This is a genomic window from Enterococcus sp. AMC1252 (genome assembly GCF_058216515.1).
Window position 1 is genome coordinate 1,186,800 of the sequence record NZ_CM177097.1, and the last position, 20,735, is coordinate 1,207,534.

17 protein-coding genes are annotated in these 20,735 nt (G+C 34.4%); 9 read left to right on the top strand and 8 right to left on the bottom strand.

The annotated features are described in order from the left end of the window. Positions 1–7 precede the first annotated feature (7 nt). The 4 genes from AC4BB5_RS05495 to AC4BB5_RS05510 all read left to right on the top strand — a co-directional run bounded on the left by AC4BB5_RS05495 (position 8) and on the right by AC4BB5_RS05510 (position 4,097). Complete coding sequence (locus tag AC4BB5_RS05495) at positions 8–955, top strand: ABC transporter ATP-binding protein (protein WP_490458367.1); 948 nt, start codon at positions 8–10, stop codon at positions 953–955. Further along, on the top strand, positions 933–1,706 hold the full coding sequence (locus tag AC4BB5_RS05500; RefSeq protein WP_490458368.1) for a hypothetical protein: 774 nt from the start codon (positions 933–935) through the stop codon (positions 1,704–1,706). Before AC4BB5_RS05495 ends, AC4BB5_RS05500 begins: the two co-directional genes overlap by 23 nt. Positions 1,707–1,859: 153 nt before the next feature. Next, positions 1,860–2,156 carry a hypothetical protein gene (locus AC4BB5_RS05505; RefSeq protein ID WP_490458369.1) on the top strand — a complete coding sequence of 99 codons (297 nt, stop codon included), beginning with the start codon at positions 1,860–1,862 and terminating at the stop codon, positions 2,154–2,156. Between the two features lie 54 nt (positions 2,157–2,210). Then, positions 2,211–4,097, top strand: coding sequence for a serine hydrolase domain-containing protein (locus AC4BB5_RS05510; protein ID WP_490458370.1), 1,887 nt, complete (start codon positions 2,211–2,213; stop codon positions 4,095–4,097). Positions 4,098–4,207: 110 nt separating this feature from the next. On the opposite strand, the gene AC4BB5_RS05515 is transcribed toward AC4BB5_RS05510, so the two are convergent. From AC4BB5_RS05515 to AC4BB5_RS05535, 5 genes are read right to left on the bottom strand one after another with little or no spacing between them, the layout of a single operon-like run. Further along, on the bottom strand, positions 4,208–5,104 hold the full coding sequence (locus tag AC4BB5_RS05515) for a sensor histidine kinase (protein WP_490458371.1): 897 nt from the start codon (positions 5,102–5,104) through the stop codon (positions 4,208–4,210). A 4-nt stretch (positions 5,105–5,108) separates the two neighbouring features. Next, complete coding sequence (locus AC4BB5_RS05520) at positions 5,109–5,792, bottom strand: response regulator transcription factor (protein ID WP_490458372.1); 684 nt, start codon at positions 5,790–5,792, stop codon at positions 5,109–5,111. Then, positions 5,755–6,057, bottom strand: coding sequence for a GIY-YIG nuclease family protein (locus AC4BB5_RS05525; RefSeq protein ID WP_490458373.1), 303 nt, complete (start codon positions 6,055–6,057; stop codon positions 5,755–5,757). The genes AC4BB5_RS05520 and AC4BB5_RS05525 overlap by 38 nt, the downstream gene beginning before the upstream one ends. Then, positions 6,047–6,781, bottom strand: a complete 735-nt coding sequence (locus AC4BB5_RS05530; RefSeq protein ID WP_490458374.1) for a tRNA1(Val) (adenine(37)-N6)-methyltransferase — start codon at positions 6,779–6,781, stop codon at positions 6,047–6,049. The genes AC4BB5_RS05525 and AC4BB5_RS05530 overlap by 11 nt, the downstream gene beginning before the upstream one ends. 15 nt (positions 6,782–6,796) lie before the next feature. After that, complete coding sequence (locus tag AC4BB5_RS05535; protein ID WP_490458375.1) at positions 6,797–7,105, bottom strand: GNAT family N-acetyltransferase; 309 nt, start codon at positions 7,103–7,105, stop codon at positions 6,797–6,799. Between the two features lie 289 nt (positions 7,106–7,394). On the opposite strand from AC4BB5_RS05535, the gene AC4BB5_RS05540 reads away from it, so the two are divergent. The 4 genes from AC4BB5_RS05540 (at position 7,395) to AC4BB5_RS05555 (ending at position 15,679) form a co-directional block, all read left to right on the top strand. After that, positions 7,395–8,018, top strand: coding sequence for a lysophospholipid acyltransferase family protein (locus AC4BB5_RS05540; protein WP_490458376.1), 624 nt, complete (start codon positions 7,395–7,397; stop codon positions 8,016–8,018). A gap of 156 nt (positions 8,019–8,174) precedes the next feature. Continuing rightward, the gene (locus tag AC4BB5_RS05545) at positions 8,175–9,314 is read left to right on the top strand and encodes an exonuclease SbcCD subunit D (protein WP_490458377.1); all 1,140 of its coding nucleotides are present in this window, start codon (positions 8,175–8,177) and stop codon (positions 9,312–9,314) included. A gap of 1 nt (position 9,315) precedes the next feature. Continuing rightward, entirely contained in the window at positions 9,316–12,459 is a 3,144-nt protein-coding gene (locus AC4BB5_RS05550; RefSeq protein ID WP_490458378.1) for an AAA family ATPase, read from the top strand. Positions 12,460–12,481: 22 nt separating this feature from the next. Further along, complete coding sequence (locus AC4BB5_RS05555; RefSeq protein WP_490458379.1) at positions 12,482–15,679, top strand: DEAD/DEAH box helicase; 3,198 nt, start codon at positions 12,482–12,484, stop codon at positions 15,677–15,679. Positions 15,680–15,737: 58 nt separating this feature from the next. Here AC4BB5_RS05555 and AC4BB5_RS05560 read toward each other — a convergent pair whose 3' ends face one another. Further along, entirely contained in the window at positions 15,738–16,448 is a 711-nt protein-coding gene (locus AC4BB5_RS05560; protein ID WP_490458380.1) for an HAD family hydrolase, read from the bottom strand. 659 nt (positions 16,449–17,107) lie between these two features. Next, on the bottom strand, positions 17,108–17,455 hold the full coding sequence (locus tag AC4BB5_RS05565; protein WP_490458381.1) for a hypothetical protein: 348 nt from the start codon (positions 17,453–17,455) through the stop codon (positions 17,108–17,110). Positions 17,456–17,735: 280 nt separating this feature from the next. Here AC4BB5_RS05565 and AC4BB5_RS05570 point away from each other — a divergent pair, with 280 nt between their 5' ends. Beyond that, the gene (locus AC4BB5_RS05570) at positions 17,736–19,451 is read left to right on the top strand and encodes an ABC transporter ATP-binding protein (protein ID WP_490458382.1); all 1,716 of its coding nucleotides are present in this window, start codon (positions 17,736–17,738) and stop codon (positions 19,449–19,451) included. Between the two features lie 34 nt (positions 19,452–19,485). Here the strand turns inward: AC4BB5_RS05570 and trpS are convergent, their stop codons facing one another. Beyond that, positions 19,486–20,502: a tryptophan--tRNA ligase gene (trpS, locus tag AC4BB5_RS05575; RefSeq protein ID WP_490458383.1), complete on the bottom strand. Its 1,017-nt coding sequence runs from the start codon at positions 20,500–20,502 to the stop codon at positions 19,486–19,488. Positions 20,503–20,735 lie beyond the last annotated feature (233 nt).

A 20,735-nucleotide genomic window follows, 5' to 3' on the forward strand; every position in this document is an offset into this window, starting at 1 on the left:
AAGAATAATGACTGAAATAGTATTATCTTTGAGAAACGTAGGAAAAAAATTTGGAAATGAGATCGCACTGAAAAATGTGTCTTTAGAAGTTAAAAGAGGAGATATTTACGGATTGATTGGAAGAAATGGTGCAGGTAAGACTACAATTATGAAATTGATTGCAGACTTAACAGCGCAAACAGCAGGTGAAATCGTTCTTTTTGGAAAAAGTAAACAGACGAAAGAATATAGTCATATCTTAGAACGTATTGGGGCTGTGATTGATGAGCCAGCGGCTTATCATAATTTGTCGGCTTATGAGAATATGAAAAATATCTGTATTCAAAAGGGAATCCATGATTTATCGACGATTGATGAGACCTTGGACTTTGTTAATTTGGCTGATACAAGAAAGAAAAAATTCAAAAATTTCTCATTGGGGATGAAACAACGTTTGGGAATTGCGATGGCTTTAGTAAACAATCCTGACCTTCTGATTTTAGATGAGCCAATCAATGGATTGGATCCTATTGCAATCATTGAGTTTAGGGCGATTTTAGAGCGAATCAATCGCGAAAAAAATACCACTATTTTAATTTCTAGTCATATCTTAACAGAGCTTTATCATGTATCGACTCGCTTTGGTTTTATTCATGATGGCCAACTGATAAAACAACTAACAAAATCTGAATTTGATGCTTCTAATACAGAAATGATTGTTGTAAAAGTAGATGATATCAATAAGACAGCTATGCTATTAAGGGAAAGTATAGGAGATCAATTTGAGGTGATTCAACAAGATGAAATTCATATTGCTTCTGAAGCTATGTCTGTTGGAGAAATCAATCGATTACTTGTATTAAATGGCATTTTGGTAGATTTTATAGGGAAAAAAGAGAACAGTCTAGAAGATTATTATGCCGATCTAGTAAGAAGTATTGGAGGAAAGACTGATGTTGCGCTTGTTGAGAGCTGATTTTTATCGATTATTTCATTCAAAAGGTTTTTATATAATTTTATTAGGAATCGTAGGTATGGCAGGTATGACGGTTATTTTCAAACATTTTCCAACCGTCGGTCAAAATGAGAAAACTTATAACCTAATGTTAGTGATTCGACGTTCGATATGGAATTCAAACATTTCATTTCAATCAGCAGTAGCGTCATATGCATTTTTAAATTACTTCTTTATTGGATTTTTTATAATGGTATCCGGCTATGAATTTTCACATAGAGCGTATAAAAGTACATTAACTTCAGGGGTTTGTCGTACCACGTTTATCATTTCAAAGTTTCTCACACAACTCTTGACGGTTATGTTAGGCACAGTTCTTTATTTCGCTGCAACCTTTGTATGCTCTTTCTTAAAATATGGTATCTCAGATATTAATGTTGGAGAATTATTTAAAAATATGTTTTTTGCAACAATTTGCTTAGTGCTCAGTATTGGGGTGATTTACAGTTTTGCGAACATCTTACTAATTATTACCATGAGCAACGCGATAGTCACTAGTTTTATTGCTGTATTTCCACTGATTATTCAATTGATCAATTGGAATACTGGATGGAGTTGGATGAGGTATATTAGTTTCTTTGATATTACACAGAATATGGCCTTTTATGAGCTTTCTGGTGAAAAATTGATTCCTTATATATTAATGAATATAGTAATTATTACCTGTTCGATTGTCATTAGCAAGTTGGTCATTAAGAAGAAAGAATTTTAATAAATATTGAAGTAGTCAAAGCGAAAATAAAAAGGACAAGTTAAACGGTATGTTGTATTGATTAGAACAGTGAGAATGGTTCCTAAGGATATCCAGTAAAAATTGAAAGAGAAAAACCTTAAATATATTATACAAGGTCTTAGGGTGATATCAATGGTGATTTTTTATGTAGAGAATAATAAAATAGATGTCACAAAAGTTAATGAATATATTCAAAAAAGGTATCCAGACATTAGCTTTGATAAACAAAATATGTCAACTTCATTTGAAAAGAAAATAATATTAACTAGTAAAACTGAAATAAGTGATTTTTTGATCAAATTAGGATATTCGGAAGAAGGCATCGCGTATTATTTTGACAATAGCTTGGAATCTGAGATTTACTATGAAGTATTCGTGATTTTATCGAGAAGCGATTTACTAAATTATTTGAATCAAAAAGAAGTATAGATATAGAAAACGATAGCAAAAGGATAAATATTAAAAAAATATAGAGGTGAGGAAATGAAAAAAATAGTTACAGTTGTAGGAATGATGGTTCTGTTTTTACAATCAAGTCTATTAGGGTATGCACAAGAAGGTCTGAAAGAAACAAGTTCAGATGCTTCGATTGAAAAGCAAATAGATCAAATTATGGACAAATATATTGGAAAAGAAATTCCAGGTGCCTCAATAGGAATCGTCAAAGATGGAAAAGTCATTTTAACGAAAGGGTATGGTGTCTCAGATATTGAGAAAAAAACCCCTGTTAGCGCAGACAATACAGTTTTTGAATTGGCGTCTGTTACGAAAATTTTTACTTGGAGTATGTTGATGAAATTGGCAGAAGAAGGAAAAGTCGACCTGAATGCAGATATTCAAGATTATTTGCCAGAAGGAATCTTGAACTTAGCCTTCGACAAAAAAATAACCATTTTAGATTTGATGAACCATACAGCAGGATTCGAAGAAAAAATCGAAGGTATGGACTTAAATGGTATTGGGCAATTAAAACCATTAAAAGAAACGATTACAAAAGAAGAACAGCCTAAACAAGTCTATGAACCTGGAACAGTCACGTCTTATTCGAATTATGGTGCAAACTTAGCAGGCTACATCATTGAACAAGTAACAGGCGAAGATTATATGAAGTATATGAATCAAGCTGTACTAAAACCGCTTCAAATGAATCGTTCAACATTTTCCATGATTTATGATGATCAGCCTATAATAAAAGACAATAAAAGTTTTGGCTACATGTTTGATGGTTCAAAATTTGAAAAAGCGACCCCAAATGAGGCTCTTACAAACGATTTTCCAGCAGGTGCACTAAAGTCAACTGCAACAGATATGACGCATTTTATGTTGGCTTTGTTAAATAATGAAGGAAAAAGACCATACAATTTCTTTGAGCAAACGGAAACGGTAAAACAGATTCAGACGCATTCACATGGGATAGTGTCAGGCGCACTAGGTAACGCTCATGGTTTTTGGGAGGAAGAAGTAGCTGGTAAGCGCCTCATTGGACATGGTGGAAATTCAGCAGGCTTTTCTTCACAACTAAATTTAGTTCCAGAAGATGGACTTAGCTATATCTTATTAATGAACCTAAATAATGAAGCAACAGGAATACGAAGCGAGTTAAACACACTATTAATAGGGAAAGATAACACAGATTCTGATTTATCGGTAAAAATAAGTCCAAGTGATCAAAAAGTAACTGGGCGCTATCGAATGGCAAGACAACCTGTTTCGACTTTGGGGAAAGTAGCTTATATCATTGCTGATTTTGATATGGTTGTCACAGCAAACAAAGCTGGTGGAATTAATGTAAGATCACCTCAATCAAAAAAAGGCGTTCATTATGTGGAAACAAAACCAGGGATCTATCAAAAAGTTAAAAAGGGATCGAAGGATAAATACCTATATTTTAAATTAAATGAAAAGGGACAAGTCCTTACGATGGGGAACGGAATGACGACTGATTCTATACCAGTATCTTTTCAGAATACACAATTGTTTAATTTTATTGCCTTTACCGTTTCTTTTGTAGCTTTTTTAAGTTCATTGATTTATTTGCTCATTAAATTTATCAAACAAAAACTCAAAAAGAAAGTTGATGGCTGGTCACGTAATTATAGCGTACTTGTAGCCTTTTCAACAGTTGGATTACTTGTTATGGTGACCGCCGTTGTCATGATATTAAAATTTGTCATGAATATGACAATCGTTTTTTCTTCAATGCAGCTTTTATATTATATAAATTGGTTGTTACCAATATTCACCGTTGTCATGATCATCTGGCTAACTGTGACTTGGCGTAAAAATGAAGTAAAGCGGCTGACAATCTTCTTAATTTTGATTAGTTTACTTACGACTGTACAATTTTATAATGTTCATCTGTTCTTTTAAACGAATGAGACAAAATTTGCGTATTTTAAAGATTACGCTTGTGACACTTTGAGGCTAGGATGTAACTCGTAGAGTTATGTCCTAGCCTCGTATCTTTTTTATAGCACAAATTACATTTTCAAATTATTTTTTAAAGTCAACACTAACTGAAACTCATCTTTCTCTGCATTCAATACAACCTCGCTATGCAGTAAACTAGCTAATTCTTTAATAATACTTAATCCTAAACCAGTACTCTTATTGGTTCTAGATAAGTCTTCCGTAAAAAAACGATCAAAAAAAACTTGAACATTGTCAATGCGTTTTGCTAATCCATTAGAAAAAGTGATCTGAATACCTTCAGTCACATGTTCCAATCTAATCACAGCATATTGCTGACCATGTTTTATAATGTTACCTAAAATATTTTGAAGCAAACGTTGTAAAACAGAAGCATCTAGTATAAGTAGTTGTTGTTCTTGAATATCTATTTTTAACTGAATTTGTTGTTGTTCAAACTCTTCATAATAAGTAAAAAGATTTTCCTGTAAAATCTCAGAAACGTTTACTGTTTCCAGATTTAATCTGATTTCTTTTTCTTGAATTAAGTTATACTCCATCAAGTAACTTAAATAATGAGAGATATCCATTAAACTTGTATCAATTTTTTTGATCAAGTCTTTATGGTCTTCACGTTCTATCTCTTTTAAAAGCAGTTGATTATAGCCAGATGAAACAGTTAAAGGAGTTTTTAAATCATGGGTCAAATTAGTTAAAATTGTTTGAACTTGCTTTTCTTTTTGCCGCTGTTCTCGATAAAAATGTTTGTTTTTTTTAATCAATAGATTGTTTTTAGAGAGCAAGTTTCGGATTAATTTATTCTTTGAAGTAGAAGTTAGCTCCGCATTGGTTTCATGCTCAGTGATATAGGTCAATTGTTTGATGATATGGTGTAAGTCTTTCAAAATGAATAAAAGATAACTAATAGTAACTAAAAAAAGTACCGCAAATACGAACGTCCAAATCATCTGATCATGCCTCCTTTGCTAGGCGAATCCCTGTTCCCCAAATCGTTTCAATGTATTCTTCATTAGGATCAAGTTCTTTTAATTTTTTTCTAATCGAACTAATATGCACATTCACAGTATTTTCCCCACCGATATAGGCATCATGCCAGATTGCTTCATATAAATTGGCTTTAGTGTAGATTTTATTTGGATGACGTAGCAATAACTCTAGCAGTTGGAACTCTTTATTTGAAATAGTTAAATGGCTTCCATTGATGATAGCTTCATATCGTTCAGTATCTAAACTCAAATTTTTATATACAAGAACAGAGACTTTTTCGACACGAGTTTGATGGATATGGATATCAATTCTGGCTTCCAATTCTTCAATATGAAAAGGTTTGGTCACATAATCATTGGCACCACTTCGCAATAACTCAACTACTTTCTCTTTAGTATCGATTGCCGTAAGTATAATGATTGGAATATTAGAAGATTTTCTGATTGTTTGAAGCACACTTTCTCCAGTGACTCCTGGAAGCATTAGATCAAGTAAAACTAAATCATAAGAATGTTTTGTAGTCTCAAGAATTCCTTCAGTACCTGAATTTTTGATTGTCAGTTCATACTTATCTTTGAATAAGAGACGAATCAAATCGCAAATATTCTGATCATCTTCTATTAGTAAAATTTTTTTCTTGAGGTTCATTTCGTTGCTCCTTCTCTTTTAAATAAGCGAGTTTATGTTTTCTTGTTAGTTTTTTAAAAGCATATTCCGCTTTAGTCGCTTCACTGCGGCTACTAAATTTTTCAACGTGGATCATTTTAGCAGGCAAGCGAGAAGGCAGTCGTGTGTATTTTGCGCCGGTACCGTTGTTGTGTTCTTTTAAACGTCGTTTAGGATCTGTGGTGTAGCCGCCGTAAAAAGTATCATCTTTACAGAGCAGGACGTAAAAATAATGGTCAGTTTCCATAGAGCATCGCCTTCATTTCTGGTAAGTAGTTATCTTGTTCATCATACGTAAATAATGGCTGTAAAACACGAAAGCCCTCTTTTTTACCTTGTTTGATGCCTTCGATCAATAAGGTATTGGCTTCTTTTCCGACTTTGGGGTAAACAAAACGAACGCGTTTGGGTGCGATATTAGCAGACTCCATTGCATGTAAAATATCTAAAAAGCGATCAGGACGATGGACCATTGCCAGTCGACCATTTGTTTTTAAAAGTTTTGCAGATACCTCAACGACTTCATTTAGTGTCGTATGAATTTCGTGACGCGCAATTGCTAAGTGAGGATTAGGATTTTTTTGACTGGTTGGTAGTTCTTTAAAGTAGGGAGGATTACATAGAACCAAGTCAACTGAGTCAGGCTTGATTACGGTAGTTGTTTGTTTTAAATCTAATTCGATCATGTGCATTTGTTCTTCTAACTGATTTAGTTGAATACTCCTTTTGCCCATATCTGCTAAACGTTCTTGTAGTTCGATCTGTGTGATCTTAGCCTTTGTTTTTCGGCTGGCAAATAAGCCAACAGCACCATTTCCTGCACAAAGATCAACAATAGTGCCTTTTTTAGGTAATGCTGGGAAATTTGCTAATAAGACAGCATCTATTGAAAAAGAAAATACTTCCTTACTCTGAATAATCTGGATGTCATCTGCGAATAATTGATCGATCCGTTCACCTGGTAATAACATGTTCAATTCAGTCCTTTAATTTTTTTCGGTTGAGATTCGTTTCACTACATAATATTTTGTGGTGCCAGTAAAAGGTGTATCCATTAGTTGCCCAAATACTTGATAGCCGTGTTCTTCATAGAACGTTTTTGTTTGATAGTCTTGTGTATTGATCGTTATCAGGCTAGAACCTGATTCGATAGCGAAGGTTACTGCTTTTTTGAGTAGTTGACTGCCATATCCTTTACTGCGATAAGCTTTATTGATAGCTAGCAAAGAAATATGGGGTGTATTCATCCATTTGTTTGCTGTAATACCACCAATATAATGCTCATTATCGTACAAAGCTAAAGAGAATGGCGTATTTTTTTCGGATGAAACATTTTTTCTTCTTATTGGTTTTCAGAAAGAGCACAATCAAATGGGCTTCATTTTGTTCTAAATTCATTGATTTGCAGTCGAGCATCAACGTAACCTCCAGTTTACTTAAATTATATAGTAAAGCTCTTTGATGGAACAGAAGATATCCTTATATTATACTACAATTAAGATTAGAAGAAACCTGTGAAAAAGACTTGTCAAAAGCGTCAGTTTTCGGCATACTTATAGCTAGTGAAAAGAAAGGAAGAAGAACATGTTTTTTACATTTATGCGTGGCGTTGTCCGGGTTGTTTTATTCATTATAAACGGCAATGCACACTATGAAAAGAAAGATCGTATTCCTCAAAATGAAAATTATATTTTAGTTGCACCTCATAGAACGTGGTGGGAACCTTTGTACCTTGCTGTCGGAGGATCACCAAAAAAGTTTAGTTTTATGGCTAAAAAGGAATTATTTAAAAATCCATTTTTAAGTTTTATTTTGAAACATGCGAATGCCTTTCCTGTCGATCGAGAAAAACCTGGTCCCAGTGCAATCAAAACACCTGTAAAATCTTTAAAAAGCACAGATTTAAGTTTGGTGATGTTTCCAAGTGGAACTCGTCATTCATCTGAATTAAAAGGTGGTGTGGCATTGATCGCTAAAATGGCCAAAGTTAAAATTGTACCGGCTGTTTATCAAGGACCTTTGACTTTGAAGGATTTATTTAAGCGACGTCGAGTGACTGTTCGTTTTGGCGAACCAATCGATGTCAGTGATATTGCTAAGATGGACAAAGAAGGTATTGCTGAGGTTGAACGCAGAATGCAAGCTACTTTTGACAGCTTAGATCATGAGATCGATCCTAATTTTAAATATGAAGTGAAAGAAAAGTAAATGTGTCTGTATATATATTTGTTAGAGCTTGAGTATGACTTGAAGAGTTGTATTTCAAGCTTTTTTTATTTTCAGAAAAATTCTATGTACTTGAACCATATATTTCTTCATAAATTTGGTATAATAGTAAGAAGGACTTTTTTAGGTGGTGAAATCATGCGTTTTTTACATACAGCAGATTGGCATATTGGCAAAAAATTACATGGCTATGATTTATTAGAAGAACAGACAGATGCGTTCAAACAAATTCTAACAATTGCTAAGAATGAACAAGTAGACGCAATCGTCGTCGCAGGTGATTTATATGATCGATCGGTTCCCTCTGTTGAGGCAATCGAAGTCTTCAATCAAATGATTGTAGAGATGAATTTGCAAAAGAAATTTCCAGTATTGGCAATTTCTGGTAATCATGATAGCAGTACTCGGTTAGAAACGGGTGGACCTTGGTTTATTCAATCAAATTTTCATCTGAATACACGTCTGGATCAAGCTTTTAGCCCAGTTGAGATGGGGAATACTCAATTCTTCTTATTACCTTATTTTGAGCCAATTTCAGCTCGTATATATTTTGATAATGAAGAAATTCGCACGATCGAACAAGCGATGAAAGAAGTAATCACTATAATGGAGAAACAATTCAAACCAGATATGGCTCATGTTCTAATTAGTCATTTTTTTGTAGCGGGTAGTGAAAAGTCTGATTCGGAAACAAAACTAATGGTAGGTGGTTTGGATACTGTACCATTATCGTTATTAGAATCATTCGACTACGTAGCATTAGGTCATTTGCATGGGAAAAATGCATTGCAGGCTGAAAATGCACGTTATAGCGGATCGCCATTAAAATTTTCTTTATCAGAAATGAATCAAACAAAAGGGGTTTGGATCGTAGATACTCAAGTTGGCGAAACTACATTTGAATTTAAAGAGATTCAACCATTAAGAGATATTGTGCAAATCGAAGGAAGCTTCAAAGAGTTAACTGCTCAAAATTTTTACGAGTCGTTCAATCGCGAAAATTACTTACATATTCAACTAACGGATCGCGCTGTGATTCCTAATATGATGAATCAGCTAAGACAGATTTACCCAAGAGTGATCGGTGTCGAACGATTATTTGGAAGAGAATTACAACAGAAGAATAACGAAACAAAAAAAGCAATCAAAGCCTTAGCACCAACAGAGCTAGTAGATCAATTCTTTTCAGAAGTAACAGGAGAAGAATTGACCAAACAACAACAAGTGTGGATCAAAGACAATCTGACAGAGCTTCATCAAGCAGAAAGAGGGAAATAAGTTGAAACCATTAACACTGACATTGAAAAACTTTGGCCCTTATATTGCTGAAACGATTAATTTTAACAAGTTTGAAGATTCTTCTTTATTTTTGATCAGCGGAAAGACTGGTTCAGGGAAAACAACGATTTTTGATGGGATGAGCTATGCTTTATTTGGTGAAAGTTCTGGGAAGCTGCGTCAAGGAAAAGAGATGCGTTCAACTTTTGCTGATCCGTCAGAACCAACTGAGGTTCATTTGACTTTTTCTCACGGAGATTATTTTTATGAGATCACTAGAAAGCCAGAACAAGAACTTTATAAAAAACGCGGTGACGGTACTAGAACTCAAAGTGCGAAGATTTCATTGATTGTCAAAGATCATTCTGGGAAAGAACTTCGAGAATATACAAAACGTCGCGAAGTAGACAGCTTTATCCAGGAACTGTTGCATTTAGATGCAACCCAATTTGCTCAGATTGTTCTTTTACCTCAAGGAGAGTTCCGAACCTTTTTGATTGCCAATAGTAACGATAAAGAAAAAGTTCTCCGAAACTTATTTGGGACTCAATTGTATCAAACGTTGAATGAGCAACTGAAGGCACAATTGAAAACAGTTAATAAAGGAATCGAAGCAACGCAGCAAACGATCCAAGCTAAATTGGATCAACTTTATTGGCAAGAAGAATCACTGAAAGAGTTAGTGATAGAGCAACAATTAGCTGCATTAGATTTACAGCAAGAAGCAATGATTAAACAACAGGAGATAGATAAAGTAACATTATCTGAATTACAAAAGCAAAAGCAGCAAAAAGAACAAGAAAAATTTGTTGTAGAAGAGTTAGTAAATGAGTTTACAAAACAAAGAAATCTCAAAAAACAAAAAGATGAGTTAGATCAAACTGCTGAGATGATTGAAAAATTACGATCAGAGGAGCAACAACTTCAATGGGTGAAAAATCATCAAGGATTGATTGAGAAAATCGATGAGAAAGCTAAGTTGATTTCAACTTATGAGCAAGAATTGAAAATCAATCAGTCACAACAAGTCGCTCAGCTAACAGTGACTCAGCAATTGGAAAAAACAAAAAAAGAAAATCTAGAGCAATCAGCTGATATGAATATAGCTAAAGAACAGGTAACAAAATTACAATTTCAAATTCCTTTATACGCAGAAAAGGAGAAAGTTACGAGTACGATTGAAACAAATCATCTAGAAATCGAAGCTTTAGCAACAAAACTTAGTAAAGCAAGAGAAATACAAGCTAGTGCTGAGCAAGCCTATCAAAAAGAGCTGGTGGTTATAGAAGGGAAAGCCCTAATTGAAAAAGAACAACTAGAATTAGAGCGACACCAAGAGCAATGGCTGACTTTTTTAGATGCTTGGAAACAACGACAACAACTTGAAATAAAAAAGAATACTATTCTAGAACAGTTGACTATTATGGATGTTGAACGAGAACAAGCAGTGGATGAGAGAGAGAAGATCTACCAACAAGTTGCTGAACAAAAAAGCCAATGGGCAAAGATGCAAATCAGCCGATTAAGTTTATTTTTAGTAGACGGCGAGCCCTGTCCTGTGTGCGGTTCAGTTGAGCATCCAAGTCAAAAAGAGCACCAAGAATTTACATTGGAGGAAGTTCAATCTATCGAAAATCAACTCAATGAAATTGAACAGATGGCTCAAAAACAAGAAGCAACAGTTGCAAAATTACAAGCACAAGTTGTACAGGCTAAGCAGGCTGAAAAGGAGCTGCAAAAAGAATTAGAAGAGCAACAAAACAAAGTCGATTCATTATTCAACGTGTTGCAAGAAAAACAAATTATCACTTTAAAAGGGCCATTAACTTCAGATGGAATCGAACTAGTCACCGGGAATTTTCGGGATACTGCTGATAAAATTGAACGTGCATTGGAGCGCGTTAAAATCGCTGAGGATCATATTATTCAACTTGAAAATACAGTTAAAGAGCAACAATCAAAAGTGCTAGAACAAGAAAAAATCGTCAATGAGAAATACTTGGAACAAACGGCAAGTCAAACAAAACTAAAAACGATTTCGGAACAATTAATTGATGAACAACTTTCTTTAGCTGAAATAACAGAAAAAAAACAATACCTTGAACATCAGATAACACAATGGGAAAGACAACAACAAGAAATTGATGAACAGCTAACCAAAGTAAGAGAAAGTCAATTATTGTTAAAAAATAGTGAAGAACATCTTGCTAAAGAACAAGCAACAAATTTAGCGGAGAAAACGTTATTAGAAGAACAATTTGGAAAAGCCGTACAAGAATCAAATTTTGAACTAGACGAAACTATTGTGCGGGTTTTATTGAGAGAAGTGCCAAAACTGGAGACAATCAAAGAAGAGCTAACGACTTTTGATAGGAAACAAGAGCAGCTGGCATTTCAATTGACTGAACTAGAGAAAAAATTGGAAAATAAAGAGCAACCAGAAACCAGCAGTTTAATTGATGAAATTGAACAATTGACGGTTTCACTTCAAACCAAAGAAGCCAATTATTATCAACAACAAGAAAAGATCCAATCTAATGAAAAAATCAAAAAACAAGTAAACGAATTGATTGCTTCTGTAGAACATCAATGGGAAGAAGTAACCGCACTGCATCAATTGGCGGCAACAATCAATGGCGATAATCCAAGAAAAACTAGTTTAGAAAGATATGTTTTACAAACTTATTTGGAGGAAGTTTTAAAAGTAGCAAATCAACGTTTAAGCTTACTCACAAATAATCGTTATCAATTTGAATTGAATCAAGATTCTGGGAGTTATAAAAATCAAACGGGGCTTGAAATCAACGTGTATGATGATAATGCTGGAAATACTCGTAGTGCTCACACATTATCTGGTGGTGAAAGTTTTATTGCAGCTCTGGCTCTGGCGCTGTCTTTAGCAGAAGTGATCCAAGAGCAAGCTGGCGGTGTTTTGATTGAAGCCTTATTTATTGATGAAGGATTTGGTTCTTTAGATGAAGAAGCTTTAGAAATGGCAATGGAGGCATTGGAAACAATCGAAAATGAAGGAAGAATGATCGGTATTATCAGTCATGTGAGTGAATTAAAGGCAAGAATTCCTCAACAATTACAAATCAAAACAAATGGAAATGGTCAAAGTCAAGTGACCTATCAAACGGCTTAGGCCTAAATGAGGGGGTGAGAAAATGAAGTGGAGTATTCCAGAAAGAATCGTTGAACGCGGTAGGGAATATATGAAAGAAGGTAGAGTTCTGTCAGTTGTGCAAGATCCTGAAAAAAAAATCTGGCATGCAGAAGTATTGGGGAATGAACTTTATCGCATACAGTTAGATGGAACTGCTAAAGAAAATGATATTTGTGAGTGCCCGTATTGGAAGGATCATGGCTATTGTAAGCACACTGTTGCAGTTGAGTTGTATTTACGCCAAAAGGGAACTTCCCGAATCATAAAAGCGGATCAACCAGTCCATTTTGAAAAACGAACGTTGTCTATTTCAGAGATGTTCACCAAAGGTTTCGCTAAGTTAAATCACATAGAAGAAAAAAGTAAGGTCACACCATTGACCGTGGAGTATATCGTGGACGTTATTGAGACGAACAGTTATTATCCAGAGTTAGCTGTTTTAGGTGTTTCATTACGTCTCGGAAATCGAGGGGTAAAACCTAAAACGTATATTATTAAAAATATTGGTGAGTTCTTCCAGTCATTCCAAAAAGAAGGTACTTTTTTGATCAATAAGCAGCATCATTTTGATTTAGTGAAAGAAGCTTTTTCAATTGAAAATCAAGAGTTGTTGGAACAGCTGGCAGCAATTTATCAAACGAGTCAATTATTAGGTGCTAATGGGGTCCAAGTAAAAGGAAAAATCGACAAAAGGTATCTTATTTTACCAATCGATCAAGGAAGAACACTACTTGAAAAAATGAGTCAACTCCCTCATTTCCAACTAAATGATGAAGGTCAAAAGTATCGCCATCTGTCCTTTGCAACAGGAGCATTACCAATCTTTTTTGATGTAAGGAAACAAACAGAGGACCAATATATATTAGCAATCGATGATCAGATCACAACGTTTTTATCTCACTATCAGTGGGGACTTAGTAAAGATCAAGTCTATATTTTTTCGCAAGAACAAGAAGCAATTTATACAACATTATTACAGCTATTAAAACGAGTCGAAAAACCTGAGATCATTTATGCGAAATCTGAGTTGTCCGATCTATTCGGTGGAGTGATTCCTCTGTTAAAAAAGCTAGGAATCGTAAACGTCAGTGAAGAAGTTGTCCAAGAGGTGGTATATCATCAATTAGAAGCAATTTTTATTTTTCGAAAGATCAAAGGAATGATCAAAGTTCGAGTCGACTTTACTTATGGAGAAGTAGTTTTCTCAACTGATAAAGAGCATTCAGTTGCTTCTGGAGCCAATCAAGAAGTAGTTCGTGATAGTAAAAAAGAGCAAAAAATTCTAGAACAATTAACCGCATTTGGCTATCAAAAAGTTGTTGACGGTTATGAAAAGCCGCTACCTGCTGGTGAGCGTCTATATTATTTTTTTAAAGCAGAAGTTCCGACATTTAGAGGTCTAGGTGAAGTTCGAATGGGAAAAAAATTACGAGAACTCTATTTGGATGCCGCCCATCATCAACCATTAATAGAAGTTTCTGATTCTGATTCATGGTTAGATGTACGCTTTGATATCACTGGAATAGCTGAGCAGGAAATTGACGCTGTTTTAGCAAGTTTATTGCGTAATGATCGTTTTTACACGTTGGAAACAGGTGAAGTTTTATCTTTAGATTCAGAAGAGTTTCAACAGACAAGTGAAGTTCTGACGATGCTGAGAAAAAATATGAAAAACGTTCAAGGAACAATTCAAGTACCACGAAATCAAGGTTTGATGATTGAAAATATGCTTGAAAACAATACTAGAGCTCATTTTTCAGACTCTTTTAAAGAAATGGTAGCAAATCTGACCCATCCAGAAAAATTTGAAGCGGTCCTTCCAAAAAAAATCCAAGCTACACTTAGAAGCTATCAAATCGATGGATTTAAATGGTTAAAAATGCTGAGTTATTATCAATTTGGCGGTATTTTGGCAGATGAAATGGGTCTGGGGAAAACACTTCAGACGATCACCTATTTATTATCTGAAAAAGAAGAACAAAAACAAACAGGTGCTGCTTTGATTGTGGCACCAGCCAGTTTGATTTATAACTGGGCAGCGGAACTAAAGAAATTTGCTCCTGATCTACAAGCTGAAGTCGTAGCTGGAAATAAATCAGAACGAGAAAAATTAGCCAACCAAGAGGATTTAGATGTTTTAATCACGTCATATGCGAGTCTTAGACAAGATATTGATATGTATCAAGAGTTGAATTTAGGCTACTTGATTTTAGATGAAGCGCAAATGGTGAAAAACAGTGGAACGAAAACAGCCCAAGCTTTAAAAAGTTTAAACGTTCCTCAACGTTTTGCACTAAGTGGAACGCCAATCGAAAACAATTTAGATGAGTTATGGTCGATTTTCCAAATGATCATACCAGGTTTATTTCCATCAAAAACTTTATTCAGGTCAATGAAGCCAGAAAACATAGCTAAAATGATTCAGCCGTTTATTTTAAGACGAGATAAGAAAACAGTACTAGCTGACTTGCCTGATAAAATCGAAAGTAATTTGTACAGTGTTCTAACAGAAGAGCAAAAAACAGTTTACTTAGCCTATCTAAAACAAATGCAAGAAGATGTTAGTCAAATGGATCAAGATGCTTTTAAGAAGAATCGCTTGAGTATTCTCGCTGGATTGACTCGTTTGCGCCAGATTTGTTGTGATCCTAGTTTATTTATTGATGACTATACAGGTGGTTCTGGAAAATTAGAGCAAGTCAAGGACTTGTTAGTAGCTGCTAAAGAAAATAATCGACGAGTATTACTCTTTTCACAATTTACCAGTATGTTATCGATCATTGAAAAAGAATTACATGACTTAGGTTTATCAACTTTTTATTTAAGAGGAAGTACAAAACCTAAAGAACGGATGGCTATGGCAGATGCATTCAATGCTGGTGAAAAAGATGTCTTTTTAATTTCTTTGAAAGCTGGTGGAACGGGCCTAAACTTAACTGGTGCTGATACTGTGATACTTTATGACTTATGGTGGAATCCAGCGGTGGAAGAACAAGCGGCAGGACGTGCACATAGAATCGGTCAAAAAAATGTTGTAGAAGTGTGGCGTATGATTGCAGAAGGGACTGTTGAAGAGAAGATGGATTCTTTACAGCAGGAGAAACGTGAATTATTCCAGAAAGTGATCCAAGGAAATGAAGAACAACTAGCTAAAATGACTGAAGATGATATTCGAATGATCTTAAGTATTGGTGAATAAAATAAAAGTACAGTCTATACTCAGATTTTTTAAGTACAGACTGTATTTTTTTACTTTATTATGAAAATAATGATTGAATTGTAGGGAATAAATCCTCAAATGAAGTGACCTCTTTTATGTGATAAGCTTCTTCATCAGCAGGCATTTCTCTTAGACGATGATTAAACCATAAAGATTTCCAGCCACCATTTTTAGCACCAGCAATATCATTTTCAAAACTATCGCCTACATATAATGTCCGTTCACAGTCCATGCCAAATTCTTTAGCTGCAAGGTCAAAAATTTCTCTCTCTGGTTTTTGAAAGCCAGTGCTTTGAGAAATAATTATGTTGTCAGTTGGAACCCAGTTTTCTAGTTGAAGTTGTTTTACTTTTTTGAATTGATGGTCTGTAGGACCATTTGTAATAATACCCATAGGAATGTTTTTTTCTTTTAAAAAATCAAACACTTTTTTTACTTCTGGATGCATAACGATATTATCCAGTTCATCTTCATAAGTCTTTTGAAAAGTTAGTCCATCTTCTTGTGAAACATTCGGATAATTCAAATCAGTTAATGATTCATTGATCCGGTAAAAGCGCATGTATTCTAGTGTCCATTCATTAGCCATGACTTTTGGAAAGGTTTCATCACTATGGAAACGAAAACGAATGTATAATGCATGCATATCTTCAGCTTTCACACAAGGAAAAACTGAGTTAATCGCGTTTCTAAAAGGTTGTTGCTGGTCATAAATTGTATCATCCACATCAAAAACAATGGTTTTCATTTAAAAAGTTGCACCCCTTAATTATTTTCAGAAAAATTTTCAAAATCCTCTTTCATTGTAGCGAACTTTTTCACAAAAGAACAGAAAGAAAATTTTAATTTAGATTAGAAAGCAGACAAGTCGTTGTTGTGACTGAAACCGACTATAATGAGTTAGTGAAAGAGATAGTAATCATTGATAGAATAGCTAATATTATTCACAAGTCGTCCTAGTCCTCATTTATAGATAAATATTTACAACGAATTAATTGTAACATAGGAGAGAAACTGTGTATTTGTGAAATAGTAACGAAAATAATTTTACTTCTATAAAAAATACACAATCCAAACAGTAACTTCATAATCAGAAAGCCAATAAAAAAACATATTTTGAAATATTATTCTTCAAAAAAGTAATATCGATAGCAAATTTTTGAAGTGGTAAAAAAAAACTACATTTAGTATAATAAAAAACAGAAACACCGATCAGGCCTATCTTCCCCAAGACATAAGCTACTCATCGGTGTTTTTTATGATGTACATGTATAGCTATAATTTACCAAATTGTTTTGGTCTTTTCAAGTGATTGACATAACAGTGGATAGCACTTTTCAAAATGTATAAAAAACCAGAGAGAATGTCTTCTCTCTGGTTTAGATTTTAGGGAATCTATATTCAATACTACTTTCTTTTTTTTGTGTCCCCAATAACGAAGGTAGCACCAAAAATGATCGACAATACAGACCAGATATATAAATCTCCGTATCCTCCTGCTAGTAAGAAAGCAATGATCCCTCCTGCAATATAAAATCCAGCAGCCACAAAACCGCCATTACCAGAAGAATTACGAGTTGCAATGGCAACAATTCCAGCTACTAATAAACAGATGGCTAAAAGCATGCCGGCACTTCCACCAGCTTCACCATTATTTTGCATGCTGTTTGCTAAGCCTGCAACACAAGATTGAAATAGGACTAACAATGATAAAATAATACTAATAATGCCAATAACTAATTTTGCTGTTTTCACTTAAACACTCCTTATAAATAATAAATACTAGCTATCTATTAAACATATAGCCTCATCTATAATATAGTTAAAAGAACTATTTTTCAACCTGAAAATTCATTTGTCGTTATTATATTTTATTTATATATTTATTCGCAAATAATAAATATGTTTTCGGGGTATAATTGATATTATCTATTACAAGAAACATAGAATTTTTGGGCTTATCTTAGTTTTCAAACTTTGCATCCTATTCTTTCTTTGCGTATAATAGACATAGTGTCAAGAGAAAGGGGAGTTTATGTTAAAACGTTTTTTTAGTTATTATCGACCATATAAGCACTTATTTATTTTGGATTTTGGTTGTGCGGTTCTAGCTGGTTTGCTGGAATTATCATTTCCAGTTGTTGTGAATCAAGTTATTGATAAAATCATGCCCAAAGGAAATTTTAGATTAATCGCATTAGCCTGCGTTGGCCTGCTTTTATTTTATATACTCAATACTTTTTTACAGTACATTGTAGTATTTTTTGGTCATAAATTAGGAGTAAATATTGAAACGGATATGCGCCGTGAATTATATGAACATTTGCAGACGCAGCCATTTGAATATTATGACAATCAAAAAACTGGGAAATTGATGAGTCGCTTAACAACAGATTTATTTGAAATATCTGAAGTTGCCCATCATGGACCAGAGGATGTATTTATAACAGTTATGACCTTAGTGGGATCATTTTACTTGATGCTTCGAATCCATGTACAATTGGCTTTGGCTACGTTTATTGTTTTACCCTTTATTACGATTGCATTAGTCTTTTTTAATAAGAAGATGACAAAAGTCAATACCAAAATTTATGATAACCTTGGGGACTTTAATGCAGGAGTTGAAGCGTCAGTTAGTGGTATTCGTGTGACACAATCTTTTGCGAATGAACCATTTGAACGCCAACGTTTTGAGGGATTGAATCAAGCTTACCGCCAATCTAAGATTACATTTTATAAAGTGATGGGAATCAGTTCGGCGTACAATTACTTTTTGATCCGTCTCATTAACTTGTTTACGCTGATTTTTGGTGCATATTATACAATTAAAGGCGAAATCACAGATGGGCAATTTGTTGGGTTTATTCTATTGTCAAATGTTTTCGTTCGCCCAATCGAAAAAGTCAATAATATGATTGAAAGCTATCCAAAAGGAATTGCTGGGTTTAAAAGATTTACTGAAGAGATCGATAAGAAACCTACAATTCAAGACAAACCTAATGCGCTAACTGTGAATCATTTACATGGCGATATCGTCTATAAAGATGTTTCATTTTCTTATGCAGATTCTACGAAAGTATTGAATCATATCGATTTGCAGATTGTGCCAGGTGAAACAGTAGCGTTTGTAGGACAAAGTGGCTCAGGAAAAACAACATTATGCAACTTGTTGCCAAGGTTTTATGAAGTAACAGATGGACAAATTACCATTGACGATATCAATATTCAAGATATGACACTAGCTTCTTTGAGAAGTCAAATCGGTATTGTTCAACAAGACGTCTTTCTATTTCCAGGAACGATTAGGGAAAACATTGCTTATGGTAAACTAGATGCGACAGAAGTCGAAATTCAAAAGGCCGTCCAGTTAGCTCATTTAGAAAAAGTAGTTGATCAAATGTCCGAAGGTTTGGATACCATGATCGGTGAACGGGGAGTAAAGCTTTCTGGAGGGCAAAAGCAGCGAGTGGCAATTGCTCGAATGTTCCTAAAAAATCCGCCTATTTTAATTTTAGATGAAGCAACTTCTGCTTTGGATACGGAGACTGAACAAGTGATTCAAGAATCATTAAACTCTCTAGCGGAAGGTAGAACAACGCTGATTATTGCTCATCGCTTAGCGACAATCAAACACGCAACTAGAATCATTGTTGTTAGTGAAACTGGTATATTAGAAGAAGGGACTCATGAAGAGTTACTGGAAAAAGGTGGACATTATCGCCGGTTGCATGATGCACAATTTAGAGATTAACAAAAAAGCCAAGCTGCTAAGCTTGGCTTTTTTGTTAATTTCTTTTACGTGGCTTTCTTCCTAAACCAATAGCATTTTTCATTCGTTGCAATGTTTTGTTAGCGACAAGGCGGGCCTGTTCTGCACCAGCATCAAGGATATCATCTAATTCATCTGAAGCTAATAATTCAAGATAACGTTCTTGGATTGGGCTTAGTAGACCAACAACTGCTTCAGCTAGATCTGTTTTAAATTCACCATAGCCTTTTCCTTCATAATCTGCACTTATTTCATCAATTGAGCGACCAGTAGAGGCAGAGAAGATACTTAATAAATTAGAAATTCCTGGTTTGTTTTCTGGATCATATTCAATAATGCCTGTTGAATCAGTTACAGCTGACTTGATTTTTTTACGGATGATATTTGGTTCATCCAACATAGAGATAAAGCCTTTAGCATTTGAATCTGACTTACTCATTTTGCTGGTTGGATCTTGTAGACTCATCACACGTCCACCTTGTTCAGCAATTTTTACTTCTGGGAGAACCAGAATTTCTTGATTTGCTTGTCCATAACGTTTGTTAAAACGTTCTACAAAATCTCGTGTTAACTCTAAATGTTGTTTTTGATCATCGCCAACAGGTACAAGGTTTGCGTTGTATAAAACAATATCTCCCACCATTAAAGGCGGATAAGTTAAAAGTCCTGCACTAACTCCTGTACGTCCGTTTTTTTGGGATTTATCTTTAAATTGAGTCATACGCTCTAATTCACCGATTGTTGTATTACATTGAATGATCCAAGCAGCTTCAGCATGAGCAGATACTTCAGATTGGATGAAAATCGTTGCTTTCTTAGGATCAAGACCAACAGCTAGATAAAGGGCTGCTAGACTACGTGTCTGTTGACGTAGTTTCAAAGGATCTTGTGGGACTGTGATCGCATGCTCATCAACTATACAAAAATAGCAGTTATAGTGATTTTGTAATTCAATAAATTGTTTCATTGCACCAATGTAATTTCCGATTGTCGGAATACCACTAGGTTGGATGCCTGAAAAAATAGTTTCCATAAAGTAACCACCTTAATCAATTAATAAAAAGTCATGATATCATTATACAGCTAAAAGAAAAAAAAAACAGGATTACTGGAAAAAAATAAAATGTCAGAATTTTTAGACTAGTACAGTTATAGCAGATTATTAAAGCTGTACCATTTTTAAAGTTTTTGAAAACGTTATAATTTTATGTTGAAAAAACCCATTCTTTATTTTAATATTTAAAAAAAACACGTAAAATAACGAAA

Bases quoted from the DNA above. Each gene is read 5' to 3' on its own strand.
- AC4BB5_RS05495 (WP_490458367.1), top strand. From the start codon at position 8: ATGACTGAAATAGTATTATCTTTGAGAAACGTAGGAAAAAAATTTGGA.
- AC4BB5_RS05500 (WP_490458368.1), top strand. From the start codon at position 933: ATGTTGCGCTTGTTGAGAGCTGATTTTTATCGATTATTTCATTCAAAA.
- AC4BB5_RS05505 (WP_490458369.1), top strand. From the start codon at position 1,860: ATGGTGATTTTTTATGTAGAGAATAATAAAATAGATGTCACAAAAGTT.
- AC4BB5_RS05510 (WP_490458370.1), top strand. From the start codon at position 2,211: ATGAAAAAAATAGTTACAGTTGTAGGAATGATGGTTCTGTTTTTACAA.
- AC4BB5_RS05515 (WP_490458371.1), bottom strand. From the start codon at position 5,104: ATGATTTGGACGTTCGTATTTGCGGTACTTTTTTTAGTTACTATTAGT.
- AC4BB5_RS05520 (WP_490458372.1), bottom strand. From the start codon at position 5,792: ATGAACCTCAAGAAAAAAATTTTACTAATAGAAGATGATCAGAATATT.
- AC4BB5_RS05525 (WP_490458373.1), bottom strand. From the start codon at position 6,057: ATGGAAACTGACCATTATTTTTACGTCCTGCTCTGTAAAGATGATACT.
- AC4BB5_RS05530 (WP_490458374.1), bottom strand. From the start codon at position 6,781: ATGTTATTACCAGGTGAACGGATCGATCAATTATTCGCAGATGACATC.
- AC4BB5_RS05540 (WP_490458376.1), top strand. From the start codon at position 7,395: ATGTTTTTTACATTTATGCGTGGCGTTGTCCGGGTTGTTTTATTCATT.
- AC4BB5_RS05545 (WP_490458377.1), top strand. From the start codon at position 8,175: ATGCGTTTTTTACATACAGCAGATTGGCATATTGGCAAAAAATTACAT.
- AC4BB5_RS05555 (WP_490458379.1), top strand. From the start codon at position 12,482: ATGAAGTGGAGTATTCCAGAAAGAATCGTTGAACGCGGTAGGGAATAT.
- AC4BB5_RS05560 (WP_490458380.1), bottom strand. From the start codon at position 16,448: ATGAAAACCATTGTTTTTGATGTGGATGATACAATTTATGACCAGCAA.
- AC4BB5_RS05570 (WP_490458382.1), top strand. From the start codon at position 17,736: ATGTTAAAACGTTTTTTTAGTTATTATCGACCATATAAGCACTTATTT.
- trpS (WP_490458383.1), bottom strand. From the start codon at position 20,502: ATGGAAACTATTTTTTCAGGCATCCAACCTAGTGGTATTCCGACAATC.